At 72.7% G+C, this 25,685-nt stretch carries 22 protein-coding genes; 8 read left to right on the forward strand and 14 right to left on the reverse strand.

Features of this window, described 5'->3' with window-relative positions; all coding sequences use genetic code 11:
- Nucleotides 1–237: 237 nt before the first annotated feature.
- The 5 genes from glmS to ACFV9Q_RS28115 all read right to left on the reverse strand — a co-directional run bounded on the left by glmS (nucleotide 238) and on the right by ACFV9Q_RS28115 (nucleotide 5,191).
- Nucleotides 238–2,061, reverse strand: coding sequence for a glutamine--fructose-6-phosphate transaminase (isomerizing) (gene glmS, locus ACFV9Q_RS28095; RefSeq protein ID WP_377237128.1), 1,824 nt, complete (start codon nucleotides 2,059–2,061; stop codon nucleotides 238–240).
- Between the two features lie 59 nt (nucleotides 2,062–2,120).
- Nucleotides 2,121–2,384, reverse strand: coding sequence for a hypothetical protein (locus ACFV9Q_RS28100; protein WP_377232505.1), 264 nt, complete (start codon nucleotides 2,382–2,384; stop codon nucleotides 2,121–2,123).
- A 198-nt stretch (nucleotides 2,385–2,582) separates the two neighbouring features.
- Complete coding sequence (gene tyrS / locus ACFV9Q_RS28105; RefSeq protein ID WP_377237129.1) at nucleotides 2,583–3,842, reverse strand: tyrosine--tRNA ligase; 1,260 nt, start codon at nucleotides 3,840–3,842, stop codon at nucleotides 2,583–2,585.
- Between the two features lie 112 nt (nucleotides 3,843–3,954).
- Nucleotides 3,955–4,362 (reverse strand): VOC family protein, encoded by a 408-nt coding sequence (locus tag ACFV9Q_RS28110; protein ID WP_377237130.1) that lies wholly within the window; start codon nucleotides 4,360–4,362, stop codon nucleotides 3,955–3,957.
- Nucleotides 4,363–4,489: 127 nt separating this feature from the next.
- Nucleotides 4,490–5,191 (reverse strand): helix-turn-helix transcriptional regulator, encoded by a 702-nt coding sequence (locus ACFV9Q_RS28115; protein WP_377237131.1) that lies wholly within the window; start codon nucleotides 5,189–5,191, stop codon nucleotides 4,490–4,492.
- A 160-nt stretch (nucleotides 5,192–5,351) separates the two neighbouring features.
- Between ACFV9Q_RS28115 and ACFV9Q_RS28120 the strand changes: the two genes are divergently transcribed.
- Genes ACFV9Q_RS28120 through ACFV9Q_RS28150 form a run of 7 tightly spaced genes read left to right on the forward strand, consistent with a single transcriptional unit; the run spans nucleotide 5,352 to nucleotide 13,071 of the window.
- Nucleotides 5,352–6,611, forward strand: a complete 1,260-nt coding sequence (locus ACFV9Q_RS28120; RefSeq protein WP_377237132.1) for an ABC transporter substrate-binding protein — start codon at nucleotides 5,352–5,354, stop codon at nucleotides 6,609–6,611.
- Nucleotides 6,612–6,630: 19 nt separating this feature from the next.
- The gene (locus tag ACFV9Q_RS28125) at nucleotides 6,631–7,557 is read left to right on the forward strand and encodes a carbohydrate ABC transporter permease (RefSeq protein WP_377237151.1); all 927 of its coding nucleotides are present in this window, start codon (nucleotides 6,631–6,633) and stop codon (nucleotides 7,555–7,557) included.
- Entirely contained in the window at nucleotides 7,557–8,426 is an 870-nt protein-coding gene (locus ACFV9Q_RS28130) for a carbohydrate ABC transporter permease (RefSeq protein ID WP_377237133.1), read from the forward strand. The genes ACFV9Q_RS28125 and ACFV9Q_RS28130 overlap by 1 nt, the downstream gene beginning before the upstream one ends.
- 4 nt (nucleotides 8,427–8,430) lie before the next feature.
- On the forward strand, nucleotides 8,431–10,434 hold the full coding sequence (locus ACFV9Q_RS28135; protein ID WP_377237134.1) for a hypothetical protein: 2,004 nt from the start codon (nucleotides 8,431–8,433) through the stop codon (nucleotides 10,432–10,434).
- A complete protein-coding gene (locus tag ACFV9Q_RS28140) occupies nucleotides 10,431–11,261 on the forward strand; it encodes a ribonuclease activity regulator RraA (RefSeq protein ID WP_377237135.1) in 831 nt (276 codons plus the stop codon). The genes ACFV9Q_RS28135 and ACFV9Q_RS28140 overlap by 4 nt, the downstream gene beginning before the upstream one ends.
- On the forward strand, nucleotides 11,231–12,220 hold the full coding sequence (locus ACFV9Q_RS28145) for an aldo/keto reductase (RefSeq protein ID WP_377237136.1): 990 nt from the start codon (nucleotides 11,231–11,233) through the stop codon (nucleotides 12,218–12,220). The genes ACFV9Q_RS28140 and ACFV9Q_RS28145 overlap by 31 nt, the downstream gene beginning before the upstream one ends.
- Nucleotides 12,217–13,071, forward strand: a complete 855-nt coding sequence (locus ACFV9Q_RS28150) for an amidohydrolase family protein (protein ID WP_377237137.1) — start codon at nucleotides 12,217–12,219, stop codon at nucleotides 13,069–13,071. The genes ACFV9Q_RS28145 and ACFV9Q_RS28150 overlap by 4 nt, the downstream gene beginning before the upstream one ends.
- Before the next feature lie 3 nt (nucleotides 13,072–13,074).
- Here the strand turns inward: ACFV9Q_RS28150 and ACFV9Q_RS28155 are convergent, their stop codons facing one another.
- The 3 genes from ACFV9Q_RS28155 to ACFV9Q_RS28165 all read right to left on the reverse strand — a co-directional run bounded on the left by ACFV9Q_RS28155 (nucleotide 13,075) and on the right by ACFV9Q_RS28165 (nucleotide 16,233).
- The gene (locus tag ACFV9Q_RS28155) at nucleotides 13,075–14,790 is read right to left on the reverse strand and encodes a SpoIIE family protein phosphatase (protein ID WP_377237138.1); all 1,716 of its coding nucleotides are present in this window, start codon (nucleotides 14,788–14,790) and stop codon (nucleotides 13,075–13,077) included.
- A gap of 85 nt (nucleotides 14,791–14,875) precedes the next feature.
- Nucleotides 14,876–15,562: a GntR family transcriptional regulator gene (locus ACFV9Q_RS28160; RefSeq protein ID WP_377237139.1), complete on the reverse strand. Its 687-nt coding sequence runs from the start codon at nucleotides 15,560–15,562 to the stop codon at nucleotides 14,876–14,878.
- Nucleotides 15,559–16,233 carry an SGNH/GDSL hydrolase family protein gene (locus ACFV9Q_RS28165; protein ID WP_377237140.1) on the reverse strand — a complete coding sequence of 225 codons (675 nt, stop codon included), beginning with the start codon at nucleotides 16,231–16,233 and terminating at the stop codon, nucleotides 15,559–15,561. The genes ACFV9Q_RS28160 and ACFV9Q_RS28165 overlap by 4 nt, the downstream gene beginning before the upstream one ends.
- A gap of 175 nt (nucleotides 16,234–16,408) precedes the next feature.
- Between ACFV9Q_RS28165 and ACFV9Q_RS28170 the strand changes: the two genes are divergently transcribed.
- The gene (locus ACFV9Q_RS28170; protein ID WP_377237141.1) at nucleotides 16,409–20,359 is read left to right on the forward strand and encodes an Ig-like domain-containing protein; all 3,951 of its coding nucleotides are present in this window, start codon (nucleotides 16,409–16,411) and stop codon (nucleotides 20,357–20,359) included.
- Here the strand turns inward: ACFV9Q_RS28170 and ACFV9Q_RS28175 are convergent.
- The 6 genes from ACFV9Q_RS28175 to ACFV9Q_RS28200 form a co-directional block, all read right to left on the reverse strand.
- Entirely contained in the window at nucleotides 20,299–20,721 is a 423-nt protein-coding gene (locus ACFV9Q_RS28175) for an FAD-dependent monooxygenase (protein WP_377237142.1), read from the reverse strand. The genes ACFV9Q_RS28170 and ACFV9Q_RS28175 overlap by 61 nt on opposite strands.
- A 46-nt stretch (nucleotides 20,722–20,767) precedes the next feature.
- The gene (locus ACFV9Q_RS28180; RefSeq protein ID WP_377237143.1) at nucleotides 20,768–22,039 is read right to left on the reverse strand and encodes a prolyl oligopeptidase family serine peptidase; all 1,272 of its coding nucleotides are present in this window, start codon (nucleotides 22,037–22,039) and stop codon (nucleotides 20,768–20,770) included.
- 102 nt (nucleotides 22,040–22,141) lie between these two features.
- Nucleotides 22,142–22,951 carry an ABC transporter permease gene (locus tag ACFV9Q_RS28185; RefSeq protein ID WP_377231154.1) on the reverse strand — a complete coding sequence of 270 codons (810 nt, stop codon included), beginning with the start codon at nucleotides 22,949–22,951 and terminating at the stop codon, nucleotides 22,142–22,144.
- Complete coding sequence (locus ACFV9Q_RS28190) at nucleotides 22,948–23,979, reverse strand: ATP-binding cassette domain-containing protein (protein ID WP_377237144.1); 1,032 nt, start codon at nucleotides 23,977–23,979, stop codon at nucleotides 22,948–22,950. The genes ACFV9Q_RS28185 and ACFV9Q_RS28190 overlap by 4 nt, the downstream gene beginning before the upstream one ends.
- Before the next feature lie 44 nt (nucleotides 23,980–24,023).
- Nucleotides 24,024–24,878 carry an NAD(P)H-binding protein gene (locus tag ACFV9Q_RS28195; protein WP_377237145.1) on the reverse strand — a complete coding sequence of 285 codons (855 nt, stop codon included), beginning with the start codon at nucleotides 24,876–24,878 and terminating at the stop codon, nucleotides 24,024–24,026.
- 121 nt (nucleotides 24,879–24,999) lie between these two features.
- A complete protein-coding gene (locus ACFV9Q_RS28200) occupies nucleotides 25,000–25,662 on the reverse strand; it encodes a GntR family transcriptional regulator (protein WP_377231157.1) in 663 nt (220 codons plus the stop codon).
- Nucleotides 25,663–25,685: the final 23 nt, after the last annotated feature.

Consider the following 25,685-nt stretch of genomic DNA (forward strand, 5'->3'; position numbering starts at 1 on the left):
CACCCCAGAAACGAAGCGCACGAAGCTACCTCGAAGATCTGGAGTGGTTCCCGCCCCGGGACCGGCCAGTCACGCTCTTCGCGTTTCCTGTCCGTGTCTCCCTGTCGGGCGAACAACCGGAACAGTACACAGCGATCGCTGTCCACGCAAAATCAGCGTGCGCGCGACGTGCGCGGTGGTGCGCGGCGCCCGTCTCATCCCCGTCACTGGCGGCAAACCGGGCGCCCGTCACCGGCGTCACTCCACGGTGACGGACTTCGCCAGGTTCCGCGGCTTGTCCACGTCGTGACCGAGCGTCAGCGCAGCGTGATAGGCCAGCAGCTGCAGCGGCACGGTCAGGAGCAGTGGGTCCAGCTCCCGCTCGTTGCGCGGTACGTCGATCCGCTCCGCCTTCAGCTCGCCCAGGTCCACGCCGTCGTGGGTGACGACGACGAGGGGGCCGCCACGCGCGGCGATCTCGTGCAGGGCCGCCACGTTCCGGTCGGTCAGCTCGTCGTCGGGCACGATGGCGACCGTCGGCACCTCGGGCGAGATGAGCGCCAGCGGCCCGTGCTTCAGCTCGGACATCTGGTACGCCTCGGCGTGCCGGTAGCTGATCTCCTTGAACTTCTGCGCGCCCTCGCGCGCCACCGGGTACCCCCGGACGCGGCCCACGAAGAACAGGCTCTCCGCCGCGGCGAGCGCCTTCGCGGCCTGCGCGATCCGCTCCTCGCCGTCGAGCACCTGCTCGATCTGGGCCGGCAGGGCCTGTAGCCCGGCGACGAGCCGGCGCCCGTCGGCGACCGAGAGGTCCCGGACCCGCCCGAGCTGGAGCGCCAGGAGGGCGAAGCCCACGAACATCGTGGTGAGCGCCTTGGTGGAGGCGACCGCGATCTCGGGCCCCGCGTGCAGGTAGATCCCGCCGTCGCAGGCCCGGGCGATCGCGGAGCCGACGACGTTGACCAGGCCGATGACACGGCCGCCCTTGCGGCGGATCTCCTCGACGGCGAGCAGGGTGTCGATCGTCTCGCCGGACTGGCTCACCGCCACGTACAGGGTGTCGGGCTCGATGACGGGGTCGCGGTAGCGGAACTCGCTCGCGGCCTCGGCGTCGGCGGGGACGCGGGCCAGCTCCTCGACGAGCGACGCCCCCATCTGGCCCACGTAGTACGCCGAGCCGCAGCCCAGGATCTTGACGCGCCGCACGGCGCGCAGCGCGCGGGCGTCCATCTCCAGCCCGCCCAGGTGCGCGGTCGCGAACCGCTCGTCGAGCCGGCCGCGCAGGGCGCGCTCCACGCTGGCCGGCTGCTCCAGCATCTCCGTGTACATGCGCGGGCGGCCGTCGATCTGGCCGTGCTCGTAGGCGCTGGGGTCGACGTCGACCTCCCGTGCCGTGGTCTGCGTCCGGGTCAGGTCCCGGCGGAACGTGGTGAAGCCCGCCGCCGTGACGGTGGCCAGCTCGCCGTCGGCCAGGTGCGCCACCGTGGTGGTGTGGCGCACCAGGGCGGCCAGGTCCGAGGCCACGAACATCTCCTTCTCCCCCACGCCGACCAGCAGCGGGCTGCCGTTGCGCGCCACCACCACCCGGTCGGGGAAGTCGGCGTGGACGACGGCGAGCCCGTAGGTGCCCTCGACGGCGTCCAGCGCGTCGATGACCTTGCCCTCCAGCGTGTCCGCGGCGGACAGCGCGACGAGGTGGGCGAACACCTCCGTGTCGGTGTCGCTCGCGAGCTCCACGCCCTGGCCGGTGAGCCGGGCGCGCAGCGCGGCGGCGTTGTCGATGATGCCGTTGTGCACCACCGCGACCGTGCCGGTCGCGTCCGTGTGCGGGTGGGCGTTCACGTCGGTCGCGGGGCCGTGGGTGGCCCACCGGGTGTGACCGATGCCGACGCGTCCGGGCATCCGCCGGGGCAGCACCTCGGCCAGGTCGCGGACCCGGCCGGCGCGCTTGGTGACCTTGAGCTGGGAGCCGACGACGGCGACGCCGGCCGAGTCGTACCCCCGGTGCTCCAGCCGGCCGAGGGCCTCGACGAGCAGAGGGGCGGCGTTCTGGCCGCCTACGTAACCGACGATTCCACACATGACGGTGCTCCTTCAGGGGTACGGAGGGACGGGCAGTGCGGCCCGCGGGAGGCGCCGGCTCAGCCGTAGATCATCCGGCGCAGCTGTCGTTCGCTGAGCCGGGGCGCGGCGACGACCCGCTGCTCCAGCTCGGCGGCGATGAGCGCGAAGATCTCGGGATTCTTCGCGCCGTGGGTCTTCAGCTCGGCGTGCCGGCGCCGGACGACGTCCTCCACCGGTTCGGCGAAGTACGCGACGACGTCGCCGACCACCCGCGCCGCCTCGGCGGGCGTGAGACCGGTGGTCGCCGCCACCTGGGCGACGAGGTCGGGAGACGTCCTCATGCCGCTGAGCGTGGCCCATCGAAGCGAGGAACGACAACTTCTTGCCCGGAATCGGGCAAGAACCGGCTCAGCGACAGGCCGTGGGCGGGCGAAAAGCGTCCGGGCAGACGAAACGGCGGCCGCCCGCTGGTGCGCGGGCGGCCGCCGTCGTGCTCCGGCAGTGCCGGTCAGGAGAGCCGCGAGAGGCCGGTCAGGAGGTCACTCCGACGCGGCGACCGCCAGGGTCTTCTTGCCCCGGCGCAGCACCGCGTACCGCCCGTGGAGCAGGTCCTCGCCGGCGAGCGCGGCGTCGTCCGACGTCACCTTCACGTTGTTCACGTAGGCGCCGCCCTCGGCGATCGCGCGGCGCGCCGCGCCCTTGGAGGCCACGAGCCCCGAGCCCACCAGGAGGTCGGCGACCAGGTCGCCGGCCTTGGCCGTCACGCGCGGCAGCTCGGCCACCGCACCCGCGAGCGTCCGGGCGTCGAGGTCGTCGAGCGAGCCGCGGCCGAAGAGCGCCTGGCTGGCCGCGATGACCGCCTCCGTCGCCCCGGCGCCGTGCACCAGCGTGGTGACGTCACCCGCGAGCGCCTTCTGGGCCTCGCGTGCGAACGGCCGCTCGGCCACCTCGCGCTCGAGCTCCGCGATCGCCTCGCGGGAGCGGAACGTGAACACCTTGAGGTAGTTCACGACGTCGGCGTCGGCCTGGTTGAGCCAGAACTGGTAGAAGGCGTAGGGGCTGGTCATCTCCGGGTCGAGCCAGATGGAGCCGCCCTCGGACTTGCCGAACTTGGTCCCGTCGGCCTTGGTGATGAGCGGCGTGGTGAGCGCGTGCGCGCTCACGCCCTCCGCCTTGCGGATCAGCTCGACGCCGGCCAGCAGGTTGCCCCACTGGTCGTTGCCGCCGAGCTGCAGGGTGATGCCGTGCCGCCGGTACAGCTCGCGGTAGTCCATGCCCTGCAGCACCTGGTAGCTGAACTCGGTGAAGCTGATGCCCTCGTCCGAGGCGAGCCGCCGCGCCACGATGTCCTTGGACAGCATGGTGCCCATCCGGAAGTGCTTGCCGATGTCGCGCAGGAACTCGATCGCGGACATCGGGGCGGTCCAGTCGAGGTTGTTCACCATCTGCGCGGCGTTGTCGCCCTCGAAGGACAGGTGCGGCTCGATCTGGGCGCGGATGCGCTCCACCCAGCTCGCCACGAGCTCGGGCGAGTTGAGCGTGCGCTCGCCCGAGTCCCGGGGGTCGCCGATGAGGCCCGTCGCGCCGCCGACCAGCAGGTAGGGCCGGTGGCCGGCGTCCTGCAGCCTGCGTGCCGTGAGGATCTGGACGAGGTTGCCGATGTGCAGCGACGGAGCCGTGGGGTCGAAGCCCACGTAATAGTCCACGGTGCCCTCCGACAGTGCAGAACGCAGCGCGGCCTCGTCGGTGGACTGTGCCACCAGGCCTCGCCATTGCAGCTCGTCGAAGATGTGGGTCACCGTGGATGCTCCTTCTGATGGGGGGTAGACCGGCGTTGTCGGTCAGATGTTGCTCGGCGGGCTCGTCGGCCCGATGGTCATAGTCTGCCCGACGGCGGCGATGGGCTCGCCCTCATTCCATCCCGGCGTGCGCCCGTGCCTCCGGGGTCACGGGCGTGAACAGGTTGACCAGGGTGCCGTCGGGGTCGCGGACGAGCAGCGACCGGTTGCCCCACGGCATGGTGGTCGGCGGCGTCACCGTCTCGACCGTGTCGCCGAGGCCGGCGAACAGCGCGTCGACGTCGTCGACGAGGAACTCCACGATCGCCGTGCGGTTGGCCGCCGGGTCCGCGGAGCCCGGGCCGAAGAGCTGGACCGTCCGGGTGCTGCCGATCGCGAGGGTGCCACGGTCGGTGCGCAGTTCGGCGAAGTCGGGCGTCGGGCGGTCCGCCGTTGCGCCGGTGACGCGTTCGTAGAAGGCCGTCAGCCGGTCGACGTCGTCGGTGATGAGGCGCACGGAGGCGAGGGTGGCGTGGTGCATGAGGGTGGACCTCCTGGTCGCTGGCCACAGTCTCTCTATGGCGTGCGACCAGCCTCCGCCCGCTCCGCGACACCCCTGTGTCGGTGTTTTCGCGGTCAGCTTTCGCGGTGGACAGGGCGGCGCGCGGTCAGCCCAGGAGCGTCAGGGTGCGCAGGTCGCCGTCGGGCACCTGGACGTCCTCCGGGCGGACCACCCGCCGGGGCGCGCGCTCGCTGGTGGCCGTGACCCGGTCGACGCGGTCGAGGCGGAAGGCGCGGATCCCGTCGCGCAGCCGGCACCAGGCCAGCAGGTACCAACCCGTGGAGGATCCGACGAAGCCGAGCGGCTCGACGTCGCGCGTGGTCGCGGCACCGGCCTTGTCGGTGTACCGCAGGCGCAGCACCCGGCGCGCGGTGATCGCGTCGGTGAGGACGGCGGGGACCGGCGGCACCTGCGGCGGCGCCCCCAGCAGGTGCACGCGGGCGGCGAGGTCGTGGGCGGCGGTCGCGTCGTCGTCCCGCATGGCCGCGAGGATCTTGCGGAGCGCCGTCGAGCCCGCGCCCGCGAAGGGCGTCCCGGCCAGGCCGCCCAGCGCGACGGCGACCGCGACCGCCTCGTCGGGGCTGAAGTTGACCGGCGGGAGCGTCCTGGCGCGGTCCAGGCAGTAGCCCCCGGTGCGGCCCGGCTCTGCCCAGACGGGCACGCCCGTCTGCTGCAGCGCGCCGATGTCGCGCTCGATGGTCCGCCGGCTCACCTCGAACCGGTCGGCCAGCCAGGACGCGCTCCGCGGGCGCGGCGAGACGGCCCGCAGCTCCTCGACGATCGCGTACAGGCGGTCGGTCCGGTTCACCCCGCGAGCCTATGCGCCGCGGGCACGGGACCCGCCTTCTTCCCAATCCAACGATTATCGATTACTCTCCCCGAGACGTCACTCCACAGTCGTAGGCCGTACGCCGCAGGCCCACGCACAGCACCCCCTGGAACGCTGCGGCAACCCGAGAGGATCAACGATGATCAAGCACCGCACCCTGGCGAGCGTGGGCACGCTCACGGCGGCCGCCCTCACCCTCGCCGGCTGTGCCGGCGACGGCGGCGACGCCGGTGGTGGCACCACCGAGCTGAGCCTGCTCGTCAACGTCACCCCCAACCTCACCGAGGAGTTCTGGAACGAGCTCGTCGCGCCGTTCGAGGAGGCCAACCCCGGCATCGACGTCGTCGTGCAGAACCCGGGCGCCGAGGGCGTGGCCGCCGCGCTGCCCCGGCTGCTGACCGCGGGCGACGCGCCCGACGTCGTGCAGTCGATGCCGCCCACGGTCGACCTGGCCCCCGAGCTGGTCGACCTCTCCCAGTACGACTGGGCCACGACCGGTCCCCTGGCCGACCAGTACTCGATCGACGGCAAGTACTACATGGCCGGGATCGGCTTCCAGCTGCAGAGCCTGTGGTTCTACAACAAGACCGCCTTCGAGGAGGCCGGCATCGCGGAGACTCCGACGACGGTGGAGGAGCTCACGGACGCGCTCGGCAAGCTCAAGGACGCCGGCTGGACCCCGATCCAGACCGGCGGCGACTGGATGACCAGCCACTCCCTGCAGGCACTCGGCCTACCGACGATCGTGGCGCAGGACCCGGACTGGTTCGCCCGGATGAGCGCGGGCGAGACCACGTTCGCCGAGACCTACGGGCAGACCGTCGAGACGTACGCCGGGTGGGTGGCCGAGGGCTACGTGCCCAAGGACGCCCTGGGCATCAAGTACCCCGACGCGGAGCAGGCGTTCCTGTCCGGCAAGAGCGCGATCTACCCCATGGGCAGCTGGTTCGCGGGCACCGAGGCCAAGGCCGAGGAGAAGGCCGAGATCGGCGTCTTCCGGGCCCCCGCCGCCGACGGCGTCGACGCCCCGGCGATGGGCGCGAACATCGCGAGCCCCTACTCGATCCTCAAGACCAGCGAGGACCAGGACGCCGCCGCCAAGCTCGTCGAGTTCCTCGTGACCGACCAGACGGCGGTCGCCGACCAGCTCGCGGTGGACGGCAACTTCCGCGACGGCTACGAGTACGAGATGGACGCGCTGGGCCAGGAGCTGCAGCAGATCGTGGCCGACACGCCCGCCGAGTCGTACACCCCGACCGGGCAGGGCTACGGCGAGCGCACGCTGCCCACGGGCTACTCGGACGAGATCAACGCCCAGACCCAGGCCCTGATCGGCGGCACCCCGGCCGCCGACGTCGAGTCGGCCATGGACGACTGGTTCGCCTCCAGCATCGGCTGAGGCAGCACCGGTGACCCACATGGCAGACACGCTCGCCGTCGTGCCACGCCCTCGCCGCCGCTCGGCGGCGCGGGTGTGGCGCGACCGCCTCCCCGGGATCGTCATGGGCGGCCCCGCCGTCCTGGTGTTCCTCGCGATGTTCATCGTGCCGATGGTCCTGGCGTTCGTGCTGAGCCTGACCGACTGGAACGGCTACAGCCTGAACTTCACGTTCATCGGGCTCGACAACTACGCCGAGGCCTTCCGCAACCCGCGCACCGTCGACGCCGCGATCTTCACCGGCGTGGTCGCGTTCTTCGGCACGGTGCTGTGCAACGGCGTCGGGCTCATGATCGCGGCCCTCATCTCCGGCTCCGGCCGCGCCAACACGCTGATGCGCACGATCTTCTTCTACCCGTACATCATCAGCGCGCTGATCATCGGGTTCCTCTGGTCGGCCATGCTCGCGCCGGAGGGCGCCGTCAACGGCCTGCTCGGGCACCTCGGCGTGCCGCCCGTCCCGTTCCTCACGGAGGTCGCGTTCGCCAAGGCGAGCGTGATCCTGACGATCGTGTGGTCGCACTTCGGCTTCAACATGATCCTGTTCCTGGCCGGCATCAAGTCCGTGCCGACCGAGTACTACGAGGCCGCCACCGTGGACGGCGCCTCGAAGTGGCAGCAGTTCCGCAACGTGACGCTGCCGCTGATCGCCCCCGTGTTCACCGTGAACCTCGTGCTCACGCTCGTGGGGCTGCTCAAGGTCTACGACATCGTGCTGGCCCTGACCGACGGCGGTCCCGCCGGGTCCACGCAGACGATCGTCTACCAGGTGCTGCGGGACTCGTTCGCGCAGTCCGAGCTCGGGTTCGGCGCGGCGCAGTCCGTGATCCTGCTGCTGGTCACGGCCGTGCTGGGCCTCGCGGTGACGTTCGCCCGACGCGGCGCGGAGCAGAAGGTGGCCGACTGATGCACAGATACCCGACCCCCCGGCGCCGGCTGCGCGCCCCCGGCGTGGGGAGCGTGCTCAAGTGGGTGCTGCTCGGCGCCGGCGCGCTCGTCATGCTCGTGCCGCTGTACATCATGGTGATCAACGCCTTCAAGCCGCAGGACGCGATCATCGCCTCGCCCCTGGCGATCACCCCCGACACGTTCAGCCTGGAGTACCTCCGGGCGGCGCTGACCAGCGAGAAGTTCAACGTGGTGCGCGCCTACGGCGTCACGCTGCTGTTCGTGGCGCTGGTCAACGTGTTCGGCATCGCGCTGGCCGCGCCCGTCGCGTACGTCATCGCGCGCGGCCGGTCCAAGTGGCACCTGGGGCTGCTGCTCCTGTTCGTCTCCGGGCTGTTCATCCCGGGCCAGGTGACGCTGATCCCCGTCGTCTTCGTGCTGCGGGTGCTGGGGCTGATCAACACGATCCCCGGCTTCATCCTCTTCGAGACGGCGGCCACGCTGCCGGTCACGATCTTCCTGTTCGCCGCCTACCTGCGCACGGTGCCGCGGGACATCGACGAGGCGGCGTCCCTGGACGGCGCGGGCAAGATCCGGGCGTTCTGGTCCTGCATCTTCCCGATCATGCGGCCCGTGGTGGCCACGATCGTGGTGCTGAACTCGATCAGCGTCTGGAACGACTTCGTCAGCCCGCAGATCATCCTCGGTCCCGGCTCCGGCATCTACACGGTGACCACCGGCGTGTACGCCGCGGTCGGCGAGTTCTCGACGGACTACACCACGGTCTTCCCCACGCTGCTGCTCGCGGTGACCCCGGCGATCCTCTTCTTCGTGCTCATGCAGCGGCACATCATCGGCGGCCTGGTCGCCGGGGCGACGAAGGGCTGAGGCGATGACCGACGACACCGCGCACCCGCGCGTCCCCACCACTCCCCTGGCCGAGGTGCCGGCCTGGGCCGTGCTCGAACGGCGCCTGTTCGACGCGACCGAGGAGGCCTGGCGCCTGTTCGCGCGCCGGTACTGCGGGCCCGACGGCCGCATCCTGCACGCGGGCGGGTTCGAGCACCGCGACGGCGTGGACGACCTCTACGAGCCGTTCTTCAACTGGCCGGCCTTCTACGCCCTGGGCGGCAGCGACGACGTGCTCGACGCCGCCAAGCACCACTTCGAGGGCGTGACGGCGCAGCTCACCGAGGCCGGCATGCTCACCGGCGAGTACGAGAACGGGTACGACTGGTTCCACCAGGGCGAGTCGCTGCTGTTCTTCTACGGCCTGTGCGCCGCCGACCCGGGCGACGAGCGGTTCGCCGAGCGCGCCCGGCGGTTCGCGCAGCTGTACACCGACCCGGAGCACGGCAACTACGACCCGGCACGCAACATCGTCACCGCGCCGCACAACGGCGCGCTCGGACCGCTGCCGGGACTGGGCACCGAGTGGCTCACCTACCCGGCGTCGCTCGACTACATGAAGGCCTACGGCCTGCCGCTGCACGGGCTGCCGGGAATCACGCGCTGGTCCGACCTGGAGGACCCGGCCCACGCGCAGCTCATGGGCGACGAGCTGCAGCGCCGCGCCGCCGGCGACACCGCCGTGAACCTCGCGGCCACGTCGCTGGTCACCAACGCCTGGCTGTACGACGGCGACGCGGCCTCGGGCGCGTGGGTCACCCGGTACGTGGACGGCTGGCGCGAGCGCGCCGCTTCCTCGGGCGGGCTCATGCCGGACAACGTGGCGCCCGACGGTGTCGTCGGCGGGCTGCACGACGGCGCCTGGTACGGCGGGCACTACGGCTGGACCTGGCCCCACGGCCTGCACTCGGTGGGCATGAGCACGCTGATCGGGGCGATCAACGCGTCGTTCGTCTCGGGCGCCGTGCCCGGACCGGCCCGCGACGACGGCCCGCTCGACCTCGTGCGCACCATGCTCGACACGGTGCTGGAGCATGCGATCACCGCGCCCGTCACCGAGACCCCGTTCAGCCTGCGCGGGAGCTGGCTGGACCGACTCGGCCCGCACGCCGCCGAGCCCGCGCTGCTCGTGCCCTACCGGTACGGCGCCGAGGGCTGGTTCGACTTCGGCCCGGTGCAGCTCGACCTGCCCACCTGGCTGTGGTGGTGGACCCGCGACCCGCGCGACCGCGAGCGCCTGGACCGCGTGCTGGACGGCACGCCCGGGGCGCGCGAGGTGCGTCCGTTCCGGGACAAGGTCGAGGCGGGGCACGAGGGCCCGTGGCTCACGTTCCTCGACGGCGCGCTGCCCGACTACCCGGAGCGCGCGCTGTCGATGGCGCTCGGGCAGCTCGCCCGCCGGGTCGCGGTGATGGACGCCGAGCCCGTGGACCCGGACACCGTGCACCTGCACTTCTGGCAGCGCGCCAACCCCGTGGTCACGGAGGTGCTGGGGCAGCTCGTCACGGGCACGCCGCAGACGCTCTACAACGGGGGCCTGCCGTTCGCGGCCGTGAGCTACACGGACGCCGACCGGTCGCGGCCGGGCCTGCCGCCCGATGTCGCTGCCCTGGTCACGCGCCTGGACGGCGACCCGCGGGCGGGGCGCGTCGAGCTGACGCTGGTCAACGTCTCCCCCACGCGCGCCCGGCGGGTGCGTGTGCGGCCGGGCCGGTTCGGGGAGCAGCGCCTGACCGGCGTCGTGGCCCGGGGCGAGTCCGGCGGCGTCTACCCGGGGCCGTCGACGGCGTCCGCGGGGCGGGCCGGGACGCCGTCCTCGGTGAGCCTTCCCGTGGACGGCGGCGACGTGCTGGTCGAGCTGCCGCCGTCGCACCGCGCGGACCTGGTGCTGCTCACCGCCCCCGCCACGACGGCGCCGCGGCACGCGGGCGCCGCACCCGCCCACCCCGAGTTCCAGTCCCAGCCCCGAGAAGGAGCCTCCTCATGACCGAAGCCCCCACCCACGCCGGCCTGGACGGGCTACCCACCGATCCCAGCGCGGGCCTGGTCCGGCCGGACGTCACGCTCCCCGTTCGGGGCGAGGCGTTCGAGCGGGCCGACGCCGACACCCTGGCCCGGCTGGGCGAGGTGTCGTCCGCGACGGCCTGCGCCAAGCTGCACGGGCTGGGCATCCGCCGCTCGTTCGTGGAGGGGCCGCGGCCCCTGTCCCCCGGGTACAAGGTGGTCGGCTCCGCCCTCACGCTGCAGTTCATGCCGCAGCGCGAGGACCTCGCCGCGGGCGACGAACAGGAGTACGTGGAGCGGCACACCGCCCTGTGGCACGTCCTGGAGACCGTGCAGCCCGGCGACGTGCTGGTGGTCCAGGCGTTCGGCAGCCTGTACTCCGGGTGCGTGGGCGACATCCTGGCCCGCTACTTCCAGCGCAAGGGCGGCGCCGGCATGGTCGTCGACGGCCGCATCCGCGACTCCGGGAAGATCCGCGACCTGGGGCTGCCGGTGTGGTCGACGGGCAGCACTCCGCACTACGCCTCGCAGTCGGAGCTGTTCCCGTGGGCGTTCGACGTGCCCGTCGCCGTGGGCGGCGTGCTGTGCCTGCCGGGCGACCTCGTCGTGGCCGACGACGACGGCCCCGTCATCGTGCCCCGCGGCATGGCCGACCAGGTGATCGAGTCGGCTCGGGACCACGAGGAGTGGGAGGTGTTCAGCCGCGGCCGGCTCGACGAGGGCGCCCGGCTGAGCGACTACTACCCGCTGACCCCCGACACCCGAGGGGAGTTCGAGGCATGGCGTTCCGCGCAGCCCTCCGCCCGCTGAGCCCGGCCGGGCCGGGATTGGACCCAGCCCAGGCCGTCGCCGCCGCTTTCGGCCTGGGCTGCGCGCCCATCGGCAACCTCTTCACGCCCGTGGCCGCGGACGCCGCCGAGGCGACCGTCGGCCGCGCCCTGGAGCGCGGCGTTCGGTTCTTCGACACCGCCCCGCACTACGGCGAGGGGGTCAGCGAGCTCCGGCTCGGCGCCGCCCTGTCGGGCGTGGACCGCGACAGCGTGGTGCTCGCCACCAAGGTGGGGCGCACCATTGTCGACGCCGACGGCGCGCCCGTCCCGACGGGCGGCACCGGGGTCAACACGGTCGGCGACCTCAGCCGCGACGGCGTGCTGCGCTCGCTGGAGGGCAGCCTCGCGCGGCTGGGCACCGACCGCGTGGACCTCCTCTACCTGCACGACCCCGCCGACGTCGACGCCGCGCTGCGCGGCGCCCTTCCCGCCCTCCTGGAGCTGCGCGACCAGGGCGTGGTCCGGGCCGTGGGCGTCGGCATGGGGCACAACGCCCCCGTGGCGCGCCTGGTGCGCGAGGCCGCCGACGCGCTCGACGTCGTCATGCCCGCGGGCCGGGTCACGCTGCTGGACCGATCGGCCGAGGCCGACCTGCTCCCCGCCGCCCGCGCGCGGGGCGTGGGGGTGATCGCCGCGGGCGTGTACAACTCCGGGGTGCTCGCCGACCCCGTGGCCGCGCCGTACTTCGACTACCACCCCGCGACGCCGGAGCAGGTGGACGGCGCGCTGCGCATGGCGGCCGTGTGCGCCGCGGCCGGGCTCCCCCTGGCGGCGGTGGCCGCGCGGTACCCGCTGCGCGTGACGGGAGTCGAGGCGGTCGTGGTCGGGGCGCGCACCCCGGCCGAGGTCGACGTCTTCGCCGACGCCGCCGCAGCCGACCTGCCCGATGATCTCTGGGCCGCGCTCGACGCCGCACGGTCCGCGGCCGCGCCGGCGTGAGCGACGGCATGCGCGACGGGATCGTCGACGCGCACGTGCACCTCTGGGACACCGCGGCCATGCGGATCTCCTGGTTCGCCGAGCGCCTCGGCCTGCCGCGGCGCGTCGGCCCGGACGACCTGGCCCGCGCCACGGCGACGTCCCCGGTGCCCGTGCGCGCCGCCGTCGCCGTCCAGGCCGCGGACACCGAGGGCGAGGCGCGCTGGCTCGCCGCCCGGGCCGCCGCGCACGGCCCCCTGCCCGGCCCGGTCGTGCTCCAGTACGACGCGCGCCCCGGCGAGCCCGCCGCCTGGGCCGGGATGGCACAGCCGCTGCTCGACGACGGCGTGCCCGTCGCCGGCCTCCGGCTCGCCGTCCCCGGCGGCGCGGCCGACCTGTCCGACGTCCCGGGGCTCGACGCCCTGTGCGAGGGGCTGGCCGCCACCGGGCGGGTGCTGGAGACCCTGGTGCGCCCTGAACAGCTCGCCGCCGTCGGGGCGCTCGCCGGCCGGCACCCGGCGCTCGACGTCGTCGTCTGCCACCTGGGCCTCGGCGCCGGGGCGCCCGACCAGGCGTGGTGCGACGCGCTCGCGGCGCTCGCCGCGCGGCCACGCGTGCACGCCAAGCTCTCCGGCCTGCACACGACCGGCCCGGACGACGCCGACCGGGTCGCCGCGATCGCCCGGGCCGCCGTCGACCTGCTCGGTACGGAGCGCCTGCTGTTCGGCAGCGACTGGCCGATGTCCGCCCGCATCGCGCCGTACGCGGACGTCGTCGCCCGTACGGCCCACGCACTGCCGGCGCTCGACGACGGCGCGACGGCGGCCGTGTGGTCGGGGACGGCGGAGCGGCTCTACGGCGTCACCGCCTGACCGTCACCGCCCGGGAGCCTCGGGCCGTGTTCCGGCGCGGACCGCCACGATCGCGACGTCGTCGTCGACCGTGGAGTCGTCCGTGGCGGACAGCATGCCGGTCAGGGCGCTCTCGACGACGGTGCCCAGGTCCGCCCCGTGGCTTCCCTCGAGCACTTTGGCGAGCTGGTCCAGGCGGGCACGCAGGCCGCTGTCCCGCCGCTCGACCAGCCCGTCGGTGTAGAGCAGCAGGGTGTCGCCGGGGCGGAGGTCGACGGCATGGTCGCGGCGCGACGCCCCGGAGTCCATGCCGAGCAGCAGGTCGTTGCGGACCCGGAGGATCTCGCTCGTGCCGTCGGCCCGGACCAGGATCGGCGGCAGGTGGCCGGCGCTGGACCACCGCACCGTGCGCGCCTGGTCCCCGCCACGGGCGGCCGGCTGCTCGACGCACGCCACCAGCGCGGTGGCCGTCGCGGAGCTCCCGAGAGCGAGGCCGTCGATGGCCGCGTCGACGCGCTCCAGCACCCGCGCGGGCGTCTCCTGGCTGTCGTAGCCGATGGCCCGCACCAGGGAGCGGATCTGCCCCATCGCGACGGCGGCGTCGAGGTCGTGCCCGATCACGTCGCCGATCACCACGGTGGTCGCGCCGTCCCGCCGCGTGAACGCGTCGTACCAGTCGCCCCCGATGTCCCGCTCGACCGCGGCCGGCTGGTAGTGCACGACCACCTCCAGGTCGTCGATCTGCGGCGGGTCGGTCAGCACGGCCTGCTGCAGCGCCAGGGACACCTCGGTGGCCCGGGCCCGCTCCTCCTCCGAGTGCACGGCCCGCAGCCGCAGGGCGTCGTCGTGCACCCGGCGCCGGACGACGTCGCGCAGCGCGGCGGCGACCGTCGTCGACAGCACCATCATGAAGCGGGCGTAGTCGGCGTCCCAGGGCCGCACCTCCGTGCCGCACAGGACGAGCGCGGCGATGACGCCGCTCCCCTGGCCGGACCGCACGGGCGTGACCACCATGCCCGGGACGACCTGGCGCCGGCCGGAAGCGAGTGCGCGGACCACGAGGCGCAGCTCGCTCTGGTCCGGGGCGCCACCGGACTCCAGGACCACCTCGGGGCCGCTCGCGGCGTAGACCGCGACCCGGGCGACGTCCGCGCTGGCGGCCAGCACGCCGATCACGGGCAGGGCGAAGGACCGCAGGTCGGTGAACGTCGCGGGCAGGGCCGCGTGCACCTCGCCGAGCACGGCCAGCCGCCGCTGGTTCACCACCTCGCGCGTCGTCTCGGTCGCGATGTCGAGCACACCCACGACCCGGCCGTCGTCGTCCGACAACGGGCTGTAGGAGAAGGTGAAGTAGGTCTCCTCGGCGTACCCCGACCGGTTCATCAGCAGGTACATGTCGTGGCTGAGCGTCGGCTCCCCCGTGGTCAGCACGGTGTCGAACAGCGGGCCGATGTCGTCCCAGATCTCGGCCCAGACGACCCGGGCGGGCGCGCCCAGCGCGGCGGGGTGCTTGTCGGTGCCGAGCATGTCCCGGTAGCCGTCGTTGTAGATGAGCGTGAGGTCCGGGCCCCAGACCATCATCACCGGGAACCGCGTCGAGAAGCACAGCCGCACGGCGTGGCGCAGCGACTCCGGCCATGCGCTCGGCGGACCGAGCGGGGTGGCCTCCCACGCGACGGTCCAGGCCTCGCGACCGACGGCGCTGCGTGCCGTCGCCTCCTCGAACCACCCCGATCTCACACGCGAATCGTAACGAATATGCCTCGCCGGGCTAGCCTTTGGAGGGGGTGAGCCTGTCTTGTCCCGTTTTGTTCTGGCTTCGGGCTCAGCCCGCGTCGTCGGCGTCGGCGTCGGCGTCGGCGTCGAGCAGGGTCCCCGCGGCGTGCGCCTCGAAGAGGGCCGAGGCGGCGTCGGCGTCGCCCCCGTCCAGGACGTCGAGCAGACTGCGGTGCCAGTCGGCGACCTCGTGCCAGTCGCCGGTGAACTCGGGGTCGCCGAGCAGGTGCATGGAGCGCAGGCTCGGCTCGATGATGTCCCACATGCGCGGCAGGTAGGTGTTGCCGCTGGCCTCGATGACGGCGCGGTGGAACCCGAAGTCGAGCTCGCGGAACGCGGGCAGGTCCTGCGCGTCGACCGTGCCGTGCATGGCGACGATGACCTCCTCGAGCCGCGCCCGGGTCTCGGGCGTGAGCCGCCCGCAGGCCAGCCGGCCCGCGAGCGCCTCCAGCGCCACGCGGGCCTGCTTGGCCTGCTGGGCCTCCTCGTCGGAGTGCTTGGTCACGAAGTTGCCCTGGTGCCGCACGTGCGTCACCAGGCCCTCGTGCGCGAGCTGCTTGAGCGCGTCGCGCACGGGGGCCTGGCTCACGCGCAGTCGGCGGGCCAGCTGGGACTCCACGAGCTGCTCGCCCGGGGCCAGCTGCGACGACTTGATCATCGACTTGACCAGGTCGTAGATCTGGTCGGACAGCAGCCCGCGCTCGAGGCCCGAGATCCCGCTCAACGCATCAGTCATCCACCCAGCCTAGCGGCATTATCGACAATCGTTTGTGCACCGGAGCGGTAGGCCGCGAGCCAGGCGTCGGCGATGATGCGCGACCCCGCGGGCGTGGGGTGCACGCCGTCGGGGGCGAGGGCGACGGCGCCCTCCGTCCCGCCGGCCCCCGTGGCGTCCGCGGCGGCGGTGAGCAGGGAGTGCAGCGGCACCAGGGCGGCGCCCGCCTGCTCCGCGAGGCGCGCGACGACCTCCCGCTTGCCGGCGAGGTCGTCGAGCCAGTCGTGCTGCTCCGGCCGCACCGGCAGGAGGAACGGCTCGACGAGAACCAGGCGCGGGCTGCCGGGCACCCGGTCCAGGAGGCGCAGGTAGGTGGCCTCGAAGTCCTCGGCGCTCGTCGGGTCGTCGTTGTCGAAGCGGCGCCAGGTGTCGTTGACCCCCACGTACACGCTGAGCACGTCGGGTGCGGTGCCGGCGACGTCGCGCTCCCAGCGCGCCTCCAGGTCGACGGCGCGGTCGCCGCCGATGCCGACGTTGCGCACCTCGGCGCCGGGCAGGTCGGCCGCCACGAGGCTGACGTAGCCGTCGCCGAGCGACCCGGCGTCCGCGCGGTCGCGGCCGGCGTCGGTGATCGAGTCCCCGACGAAGACGAGTCGTTCGGCCTGTCCGCCGGTGATACCGCTGCTGGTCATGAAGCACTCCTTCGTGTGATGAACGGGTCCGACCGTACCTGGCGCGGCGGCGTCCGAACGCCTCTCATTCATTGTCAGCGATTATCGATTAATGTAGCATCGCTCCCGCTGCCAGCCGCGGGTCGAGGACGACCCGCAGTCCATGACCATCACCGAAGAGGTCGGAGCACTCGCAATGAAGCGACATCTGTCAGCCCTGCTCGCCGCCGCCGTCGCCACGTGCGTCGTCGGCGCGACTGCCACCAGCGCGGCCGCCACGGCAGCCCCGCAGCAGACCGGGGCTCAGCACGCGTCAGTCACCACGACCACCGTCGACAAGGGGCCGGGCAAGGGGCCGGGCAAGGACCCCGGCAAAGGCCCCGGGAAGGGGCATGGCAAGCCGAAGCCCGGCAAGCCCGGCAAGGGCCCGCACGCCCCCGGCGCGCGGGGCACGATCTACCTCGCGCCGGACGGCGACGACGGCGCCGCCGGCACCGAGGCCGCGCCGCTCGCCACGCTGGAGGCGGCGCGCGACGCCATCCGCGCGCTCCGGGCGGCGGGCAACCTCCCGGCCGACGGCGTGACCGTCTACCTGCGGGAGGGCACGTACGAACGCTCGGCGTCGTTCACCCTCGGCGCCGAGGACTCGGGCACCGCCGCCGCGCCCGTCACCTACCGCTCCTACCCGGGCGAGACCGCCACGATCTCCGGCGGCAAGGAGCTGCCCTACGACGGCTTCTCCCCCGTGACCGACCAGGCCGTGCTCGACCGCGTGATCGAGACGTCGGCCCGCGACGACATCCTCCAGATCGACCTGGGCGAGCTGGGCATCGACGACTACGGCCAGCTCAGCCGGCACGGGTACTGGAAGGCCAACGACGTCAGCACCACCCCGCCCATGGAGCTGTACGTCGACGGCCAGGACATGACGCTCGCCCGCTGGCCCAACGCGGGGGCCGTCCAGGACACCGTGCAGATGAACAAGATCGTCGACGCCGGCCCCACGAAGGACGACGCCGACCTGCAGGACCGCGGCGGCACGTTCAGCTACTCCTACGACCGGCCGCAGCACTGGGGCCAGGCCGACGACATCTGGCTCGACGGCATCTTCGGCCAGAGCTGGGAGTGGTCGTACAACAAGATCGAGTCGATCGACACCGACGCCCGGACCATCACGCTGCGCTACGGCGAGATGTCGGGCCTGATGAAGACCTGGTACCCCGACTTCCACTTCGCCCAGAACCTGCTGGAGGAGCTCGACGCCCCCGGCGAGTACTTCATCGACCGGGACACCGGCGTCCTGTACCTGGTGCCGAACGCGTCGTTCCTCGCGGAGCGGGGCGCGCCCGTGGTCACGACGCTCGACGAGCCGATGATCCGCACGGACGGCACGTCGTACGTGACGTTCGACGACCTGGTGCTCGACTACGGGCGCGCGAACGCCGCGGTCATCCTCGGCGGCAGCCACGTGACGATCTCGAACAGCGACGTCCAGAACTTCACCGACGGCGGGGTGCTCATCAACTCCCCCGGCCGGTACACGTACGACGGGATCCCCGTGAACCGCGGCGGCACCGACCACGCCGTCGTCTCGAACGACATCCGCCACGTGGGCGGCGTCGGCGTGGTGCTGCAGGGCGGGAACAAGACCACCCTCGCGCCGGGCAACAACCGCGTCGAGGACTCCCACATCCACGACTTCGCCTACTACCACAAGGCCTACAACCCGGGCGTGATGTTCGACGGGGTGGGCAACGTGGCGCGCGGCAACGAGATCAACGACGCCCCGCACCCGGGGATCATCGTGCACGGCAACGACCACCTGTTCGAGCAGAACGAGGTGTACGACGTCTGCAAGACGTTCCAGGATCTCGGCGCCATCTACATGAACTCGGGCGAGACGCCGCAGCAGCGCGGCCACGTGTTCCGGCAGAACTACTTCCACGACGTGGGCCTGACCAAGCACGGCGTCGAGGGCATCTACGCCGACAACTTCACGTGGGACCTGAACATCGAGCAGAACGTGTTCGTGAACATGGGCAACGACGCGATCAAGTCCGGCTCGGCCGACTACATCGACGCCGTGAACAACGTGTTCGTCGACACCACGGTGCCGTACGACAACTACACGCAGTGGATGGGCGACGGCGAGGGCAACACCGTCGACCGGGTGTACCTGCCCAAGTGGCAGAAGGTGTTCGCCGACAACGGCGACTTCGCCGGCACGCCCTACCTGACGAAGTACCCCGAGCTGGGGCACTTCTTCGAGGACAACCACTACTTCCCGGACCACAGCTCGTTCGACCGGAACGTGATCTGGAACCCGAACCGCACCCGGAACCCGGACGTCAACGCCGAGGGAGCGCTGGACACGAAGAACCTGCTGAACTACGGGGACAACTGGGTGACGGACGCCGACCCCGGCTTCGTCGACGCCGCGAACGGCGACTATTCCTTCACCGCGGACGCCGCCGTCTTCGACCAGATCCCCGGCTTCGAGGCCATCCCGTTCGACGAGATCGGCACGGACGGGCACGTGGGCCAGTCGCAGACGCCGGACGAGGTGGCGCTGGAGTCCCTGGCGCTGCCCGGCGACCAGCTCACGATCACGCTCGGCGACGAGCTGTCCGTCGCGGCGCAGGCCGTGCCGTGGAACGCGACCGACCAGGCCGTCACCTACGCCTCCAGCGACCCGGAGGTCGCGACGGTCAGCGCGGCGGGCGTGCTCACCGCGATCGGGCCGGGCGAGCTGGTCGTGACCGTGGAGTCGAAGGCCGACCCGGGCATCCGCGACGAGATGGCGGTCACCGTGGCCGCGGGCGACGGCGTGCTGCACTCGACCGACTTCGAGTCGGGCGCGAACGGCTGGCCCACCGACGCCAACCGGGCGATCGTCGACGACGGCACGGGCGACCACGTGCTGCGCATCAAGAACGGCGCCAACACCCAGCTCGACCGGCAGTTCTCGACCTACGCGCTCGACTTCACGGTCACCACGCCGGCCGACGTGCCCGAGGGCGGGCAGCTGCTGGTCTACGACCGCACGGGCGCCACGCCCGGCGGCTACGTCCGGTACCGGCACGCGGCGGCCGGGTCCACATGGACCATCTTCGACTCCGCGTGGGGCACGGTGAAGCAGGTGACCCTGCCCGCGGGCGAGGGCCTGGCGCCCGGCACGCAGTACGACGTGCGCGTGGTCGTCACGCCGGACGGCGTCCGGGTGCTGCTCGACGGCGACGCGGTCGTGGAGGGCGCCAACCCCGCGCCCGCGGCGGCCGGCAAGGTCGGCTTCTACGTCCAGGGCTTCACGGCGCTGGACTTCGACGACGTGACGTTCTCGCTGGTGGGGGTGGACCCCACGAGCGTGACGCTCGCGCCGTCGGCCGCCACGATCGAGCCCGGCGAGACCCGGGAGCTCGACGCCACGTTCACGCCGGCCGACGCGACCCGCACCGGCCTGGAGTGGACGTCCAGCGACGAGGCGGTGGCCACCGTGGCCGACGACGGCACCGTCCGCGGCGTCGGGGCCGGCACCGCGACGATCTCCGCGACGTCGACGGCGGTGCCGGGCCTGTCGGCGTCGTCCGCGGTGACCGTGCAGGCGGCCGACCACCCCGTGACCGACCTGGGCGCCGAGATCCTCGACGCGGCGGCGTGGGCGCCGTCCGGCGGGGTGACCGTCACGGACGGGGCGGCGCACCTGGCGCCGCGCAGCGCGTCCGGGTTCGCCCCGGCGACGTTCGGTGACGAGCTGCTGCGGTTCGACACCTCGTTCGGCGACTTCAACGGGGGCTGGTTCGGCTTCTCGGTGCGGTCGAAGTCCGCCGGCAACCCCGTGTGGACCAACAGCAACTCGGGGTACCTGGTGGTCATCAAGGAGGACGTCATCGAGATGCAGCGGTGGAAGCCCGACGTCTTCATGATCGACGTGTTCCCGAACACGGTGATCGAGCCGAACTCGACGCACGAGGTCACGTTCGGCGCCGTCGACGTCGAGGGCGGCATCCGCGTGGTGCTGCGCGTGGACGGCGAACCGGTGTGGAGCTACCTCGACGACACGGCGAACAACGCGCTGGCGACGGACGGTTACTTCACGGCGTACCGCCAGGGCCCGGCGGGCGAGATGAGCATCTCCCCGCTCGACTGACCTCCCCCATCAGTTGAGTGGGGGGGGTGTTTTTTGGGGGGCGGGTTTTTTTGGCGAAAAGGCCAGCCCCCACGAAAGGGGGTGGGGGAGGGAGGGGGGGGGGGAGGCACCGGAGGGGCCGCAACAACCCGCAAAAACACGCCGAGGTCCTCGAACACCTCCTGCGTGCGGGCGCGGACTCCGCGGGCGCGGGTCCCGACCGGGTGGGCGTCGGCGCGGTCGATGATCCGTACGCCGACGCCGCGGCGGGCGAGGTCGCACGCCAGCGCGAGGCCCACGGGCCCCGCGCCGACGACGAGGACCTCGGCCGGTCCTGCGGTTCCCCTGGGCAGCTCGTCGTGCGACGACCCGATAGTGACCATGCGCCCATTATTAGTGGGCGCACGGTCACTCGTCAATCAAGGTCGCTCAGCGCCGCGTGGACGCCATCCACTCCCAGATGCTCGTGCCGTCGTGGCGCGGGTCGTTCCGGGCGACGTAGATCCACGACCAGTGCCCGGGGTAGGTGTTCCCGTCCCACGTGACGTTCTCGTACAGGCTCATGATCGAGCCGTCGATCCGCTCGTGGGCGTAGACGGTGTTGGCCTGGGCGTTCAGCGTGGTGTCGTCGGCCGAGGCCACGAGCCACGTGGGCGTGGTGGTCGCGGCGAGCTCGGCGTCGGAGATGAAGTAGGTGCCTGAGCCGTCGCGGGGGCCGATGCCGCAGCAGATCGGCGCGGAGGTCGCGAACACGTCCCCGTACTCGGCGACCATCTTCAGCGACATGTACCCGCCGTTCGAGCAGCCGACCACGTGGACGCGGCTCGGGTCGATCCGGTGCGCCGCCGCGACCTCCTCGATCGCCTCCAGCACGAGCGGCGCGAAGCCGTCGCCGTCCTGCATCCAGGCCGACGTCGCCTGCGGAGCCAGCACGTAGGCGCCGCCGAAGATCTCCTGGGCCTCCGGCGTGGCGAAACCGAGCGCGCCCCGGTTGGCCCGCAGCTGCGTCTCGTTGTCGTAGTAGTGGTACTGGTCGTTGATGAGGCCGCCCTCGCCGCCGCCGTGCAGCCAGACGACGAGCGCCGCGCGGTCCCGGCCACGCCGGCGCGCCGGGGCGAACAGCCGATAGTTCAGGCCTGACGCGGTCGCGTGGTAGCCGAACGCGTCGACCTCCGGGTCGGACAGCCGGTCCTGGCGGAACGAGTCCAGCACGACCGCGCCGCCCCCGCCCCGGCCGCGCAGCGGCTCGACCTGCGTCACGGCGTGGTCGAGGTCGAGGACCACGTTGCGGCCGTACGCGCCCAGGTACTGCAGCGTGCTGCCGCCGTCCACCCCCCACCCGTGCTCCAGCTCCAGGAGGATCTCGCCGCGGCGCGTCCAGCCCGCGGCCGTGACCACCCGGTCCTGCTCGTAGGCGACCAGCCCGGTCAGCGGGTTGGTGGCCGTGACGTGCACGGTGAACGTCGACGCCGTCAGCGACGACCGCTCCACGCGGCTCAGCTGGTGGGCGGACACGACGAGCGAGGTCACCTGTTCGCCGCCGTCGAGCACCTCGGCGACCGGAGTCACGAGGGCGTCCTTGTGGCCGCGCCCCGTGGAGACCGGGGCGCTCGCGGCGGCGGCGGGTGCGCCCAGCAGGGCGGAGGCGCCGACGGCGGCGCCGGAGACGAGCACGGTGCGGCGGGAGATCGGGGTGCTCATGGCGGAACTCCTTTGTTCGGGGCCAAGGAGCCGGCAGTCGCCGTGGAGCACACCACCGGCCACCCCGGAGGCTAGTTACCGGTGTCCGCGCACGTCAACGAGTCAGGACTTCGTGCGGTAGATGTGCATCGCGATCGGGCCCAGCACGGCCGTGAGGGCGGCGGACGCGATCAGCACCCAGAGGATCTCGGAGGTGTCGGCGCTGCCCGCCATCAGGCCGCGCACCGCGGTGACCAGGTGGCTCACGGGGTTGACCTCGACGAACGCGCGCAGGCCGGACGGCATGGTGGCGGGGTCCACGAAGACGTTGGAGGCGAACGTGAGCGGCATGAGCACCAGCATCGAGATGCCCATCACGGCGTTGGGCGAGCGCACCAGCAGCCCGAGGATGATGAAGGTCCAGCTCAGCGCGAAGGCGAACACCAGCAGGAGCAGCACCCCGAGCACCACGCCCAGGAACCCGCCGTCGGGCCGGAAGCCGAGCAGCAGGCCGAGCGAGATCGTGATGACCGAGGCGATCGTGTAGCGCACGGTGTCGCCCAGCAGAGCGCCGACGACGGGCGACGGCCGCCAGATGGGCAGCGACCGGAACCGGTCGAAGACACCCTTGGAGATGTCGTTGTTGAGCGTGTAGCCGGTGTAGATCGTCACGAACAGGATGGTCTGCACCAGGATGCCGGGCAGCAGGAACTGGACGTACGCCTGCGTGGAGCCGGCCAGCGCCCCGCCGAACAGGTACGTGAACATCAGCGTGAAGATGATGGGCGAGACCAGCACGTCGAAGAGCTGCTCGGGCACGTGCTTGATCTTCAGCAGCGCGCGCCAGCCGAACGTCAGCGTGGTCCCCACGGCCGACGGGCGGGACGGGCGGTCCGTGAGGGCGACGGCCTCGCGCAGGGTGGTCGTGGTCATCGGGACGCCTCCGTGGTCCGGCGCGCGCCCGGTTCGGCGGGGGTCCCGTCGGTGGACGCCTCCTCGTCGGGCAGGGGCTGGCCCGTCAGGGCGAGGAACACCTCGTCCAGGCTCGGCTGGCCCAGCGTGAACTCGGGCACGCTGATCCCGGCCTCGGCCAGCGCCGGCAGCAGCCGGGGGACGGCGTCGGCGCCGTCGTCGGGCACGCGCGCGGCGATGGTGTGCGGGTCGGAGCCGAAGGTGGCCTCGGTGCGCAGGACGCGCTCCGTGATCTCGGCGGCCCGGGCGCGCTCGGACACCTCGGCGACGCGCAGGTGCACGGCGCCCTCGCCGACCGACCGCTTGAGGTCGCTCGCGGTGCCCTCTGCGACGGTGAGCCCGCGGTCGACGACGGCGATGCGGTCCGCGAGCTGGTCCGCCTCGTCGAGGTACTGGGTGGTGAGCAGCACGGTGGCGCCGTCGTCCACGAGCACCCGCACGATGTCCCACACCTGGTTGCGGCTGCGCGGGTCGAGGCCGGTGGTCGGCTCGTCCAGGAACAGCACGCGCGGGGCGAGCACGAGCGACGCGGCGAGGTCGATGCGCCGGTGCATGCCGCCGGAGTAGGTCTTGACCTGGCGGGACCCGGCGTCGGCCAGGTCGAACGCCTCCAGCAGGCCCTCCACGCGCCGCCGGGCGGCGGCCGGCGCGAAGCCGTAGAGCCGGGCGAGCATGAGCAGGTTCTCGGTGCCGGTCAGGTCCTCGTCCACGGACGCGTACTGCCCGGTCAGGCCGACGGCGGAGCGGACGGCGTCGGCGTCGCGCACCACGTCGTGGCCCAGCACGGTCGCGGTGCCGGCGTCGGGCCGCAGCAGGGTGGCGAGCATCCGGACCACGGTGGTCTTGCCCGCGCCGTTGGGGCCCAGCAGGCCGAAGACGCTGCCCTCGGCGATCGAGAGGTCGATCCCGTCGACGGCCTTGGTGACGGACTTGCGGCTGGTGAAGTGCTTGACGAGGCCTCGCGCCTCGACAGCGAGCGAGTCGGTCATACGCTTCCTCCTCCCTGCCACTGTCGCACCGCCCGGCCCGTCCCTCAATCCGATTCGGCGCCCTCCGAAAGTGCGCCGGCCGAGTGGGTTTCCAGGGCATCGGTGACGGCCTGCTGCAGGCTCGTCGGCGGCCGGCCGAGCAGGTGGTGCAGGTCGCCGGTCTGGCGTTCCAGGGCCCCGGAGCGGGCCAGCGCCATGAGGAAGCCCATCGGGCCGGGGACGGCGTCCACCTCCTCGTGGACGACCGGCCGGCCGGTGGCGTCCCCGATCGCCGCGGCGAGCTGCGGGTACGTCCACAGGGGTCCGGTCAGGTCGTAGGCGCGGCCCGCGTGCCCGTCGCCGGTCAGGACGGCGGCGGCCGCGTCGGCCAGGTCGGCCCGCGTGACGGTGTTGAGGCCGCGCCCGCCGGCCGCGCTGACGAGCCGGCCGGACCCGGCGACCGCGCCGATCCCGGCCTCGACGAAGGCGTCGGTGTAGAACGGGTGGCGCAGGACCGTGTGCGCGGCGCCGCTGTCCAGCAGGGCGCGTTCGGTGGCGTGGTGGGCGGCGTTCATGCCGTCGCCGCCGCGGTCGGCGCCCAGGAAGCTGGTGTAGGCGATCGCGCCGACCCCCTGGGCGACAGCGGCCTCGATCGCGGCCAGGTGCTGCTTGGTCCGCCGGCCCGTGTCGAGCTCGGGGGAGGAGATGAGCAGCAGCCGGTCGGCCCCTTCGAACGCGAGGCGCAGGCTGCCGGGGTCGTCGTAGTCGCCGCGCCGCACCACGACGCCGCGTGCGGCCAGGTCGGCCACGCGGGCCGGGTCCCGGACGGCGGCCACGACCCGGCCCGCGGGCACGCGCGCCAGCAGTGCGGCGACGACGAGCCGGCCGAGGGCGCCGGAGGCTGCGGAGACGACGATCATGCGGGCACCTCACGGTCGGGACGACGGCCGCTGCGGCGGCGGTCGGTGGCGTCAGGAAACACCCCGGCCGCCATCGCGGGCCACGGATTTTCGCCGCCGCCCGCGCCCGCCCGGCCGGGCCTCACTCGTCGCGCAGCAGGATGCCGAGCGAGGGCGCCCGCCCCTTCTCGATGTGCGCGAACGCGACCGACTCGGCGAGCCGGTCGTTGCCGGACGCGATGACCTCCAGCAGCTCGTCGTGCTCGTGCGACTGCCCGGCGGGGTCCCGCGCCGCGGTGAGGTAGAACAGCCACGTCATGCGACCCAGCACGCCGCGCATGATCGAGGCCAGCAGCTCGTTGCCGGCCAGCTCCACGACCCGCTCGTGGTACGTCGTGTGCGCCTCGGCGATCTCCAGGCGGTCGCCGCTCGCCACGGCCGCGTGCGCGAGGTCGAGGGACGCGGTGAGCGCGGCCGTGCTCGCGCCCTCGCGCACCGCGGTGGCCGCCTGGCGGGCGGCCAGCGACTCGATCGAGAGGCGCACGTCGAACAGCTCGTTGACGGCGCGCCCCGTCCAGGTGGTGACGCGGGCGCTGCGCCGCGGCGCCGTCGTCAGGAAGCCCTCGTTCTCCAGGTGCGGGATCGCCGCGCGGATGGGGATGCGCGACACGTCGAGCTCGTCGGCGAGGCGGGCCTCCTTGAGCGCGGAACCCTGCGGGTAGTCGCCCAGGATGATGCCGCGGCGCAGGGTCTGGTACATCTGCGCCGACAGCGGCTCGCCGAGCCCGGGCTGCGGTTCGGTCATCGGGGCGGCTCCTCAAGGACGGG

Origin of the sequence: Promicromonospora sp. NPDC059942 (genome assembly GCF_042731755.1) — a bacterium.
Lineage (GTDB): Bacteria > Actinomycetota > Actinomycetes > Actinomycetales > Cellulomonadaceae > Promicromonospora.

Bases quoted from the DNA above. Each gene is read 5' to 3' on its own strand.
- glmS (WP_377237128.1), bottom strand. From the start codon at position 2,061: ATGTGTGGAATCGTCGGTTACGTAGGCGGCCAGAACGCCGCCCCTCTG.
- ACFV9Q_RS28100 (WP_377232505.1), bottom strand. From the start codon at position 2,384: ATGAGGACGTCTCCCGACCTCGTCGCCCAGGTGGCGGCGACCACCGGT.
- ACFV9Q_RS28110 (WP_377237130.1), bottom strand. From the start codon at position 4,362: ATGCACCACGCCACCCTCGCCTCCGTGCGCCTCATCACCGACGACGTC.
- ACFV9Q_RS28120 (WP_377237132.1), top strand. From the start codon at position 5,352: ATGATCAAGCACCGCACCCTGGCGAGCGTGGGCACGCTCACGGCGGCC.
- ACFV9Q_RS28125 (WP_377237151.1), top strand. From the start codon at position 6,631: ATGGCAGACACGCTCGCCGTCGTGCCACGCCCTCGCCGCCGCTCGGCG.
- ACFV9Q_RS28130 (WP_377237133.1), top strand. From the start codon at position 7,557: ATGCACAGATACCCGACCCCCCGGCGCCGGCTGCGCGCCCCCGGCGTG.
- ACFV9Q_RS28135 (WP_377237134.1), top strand. From the start codon at position 8,431: ATGACCGACGACACCGCGCACCCGCGCGTCCCCACCACTCCCCTGGCC.
- ACFV9Q_RS28140 (WP_377237135.1), top strand. From the start codon at position 10,431: ATGACCGAAGCCCCCACCCACGCCGGCCTGGACGGGCTACCCACCGAT.
- ACFV9Q_RS28145 (WP_377237136.1), top strand. From the start codon at position 11,231: ATGGCGTTCCGCGCAGCCCTCCGCCCGCTGAGCCCGGCCGGGCCGGGA.
- ACFV9Q_RS28160 (WP_377237139.1), bottom strand. From the start codon at position 15,562: ATGACTGATGCGTTGAGCGGGATCTCGGGCCTCGAGCGCGGGCTGCTG.
- ACFV9Q_RS28165 (WP_377237140.1), bottom strand. From the start codon at position 16,233: ATGACCAGCAGCGGTATCACCGGCGGACAGGCCGAACGACTCGTCTTC.
- ACFV9Q_RS28170 (WP_377237141.1), top strand. From the start codon at position 16,409: ATGAAGCGACATCTGTCAGCCCTGCTCGCCGCCGCCGTCGCCACGTGC.
- ACFV9Q_RS28175 (WP_377237142.1), bottom strand. From the start codon at position 20,721: ATGGTCACTATCGGGTCGTCGCACGACGAGCTGCCCAGGGGAACCGCA.
- ACFV9Q_RS28180 (WP_377237143.1), bottom strand. From the start codon at position 22,039: ATGAGCACCCCGATCTCCCGCCGCACCGTGCTCGTCTCCGGCGCCGCC.
- ACFV9Q_RS28185 (WP_377231154.1), bottom strand. From the start codon at position 22,951: ATGACCACGACCACCCTGCGCGAGGCCGTCGCCCTCACGGACCGCCCG.
- ACFV9Q_RS28190 (WP_377237144.1), bottom strand. From the start codon at position 23,979: ATGACCGACTCGCTCGCTGTCGAGGCGCGAGGCCTCGTCAAGCACTTC.
- ACFV9Q_RS28195 (WP_377237145.1), bottom strand. From the start codon at position 24,878: ATGATCGTCGTCTCCGCAGCCTCCGGCGCCCTCGGCCGGCTCGTCGTC.
- ACFV9Q_RS28200 (WP_377231157.1), bottom strand. From the start codon at position 25,662: ATGACCGAACCGCAGCCCGGGCTCGGCGAGCCGCTGTCGGCGCAGATG.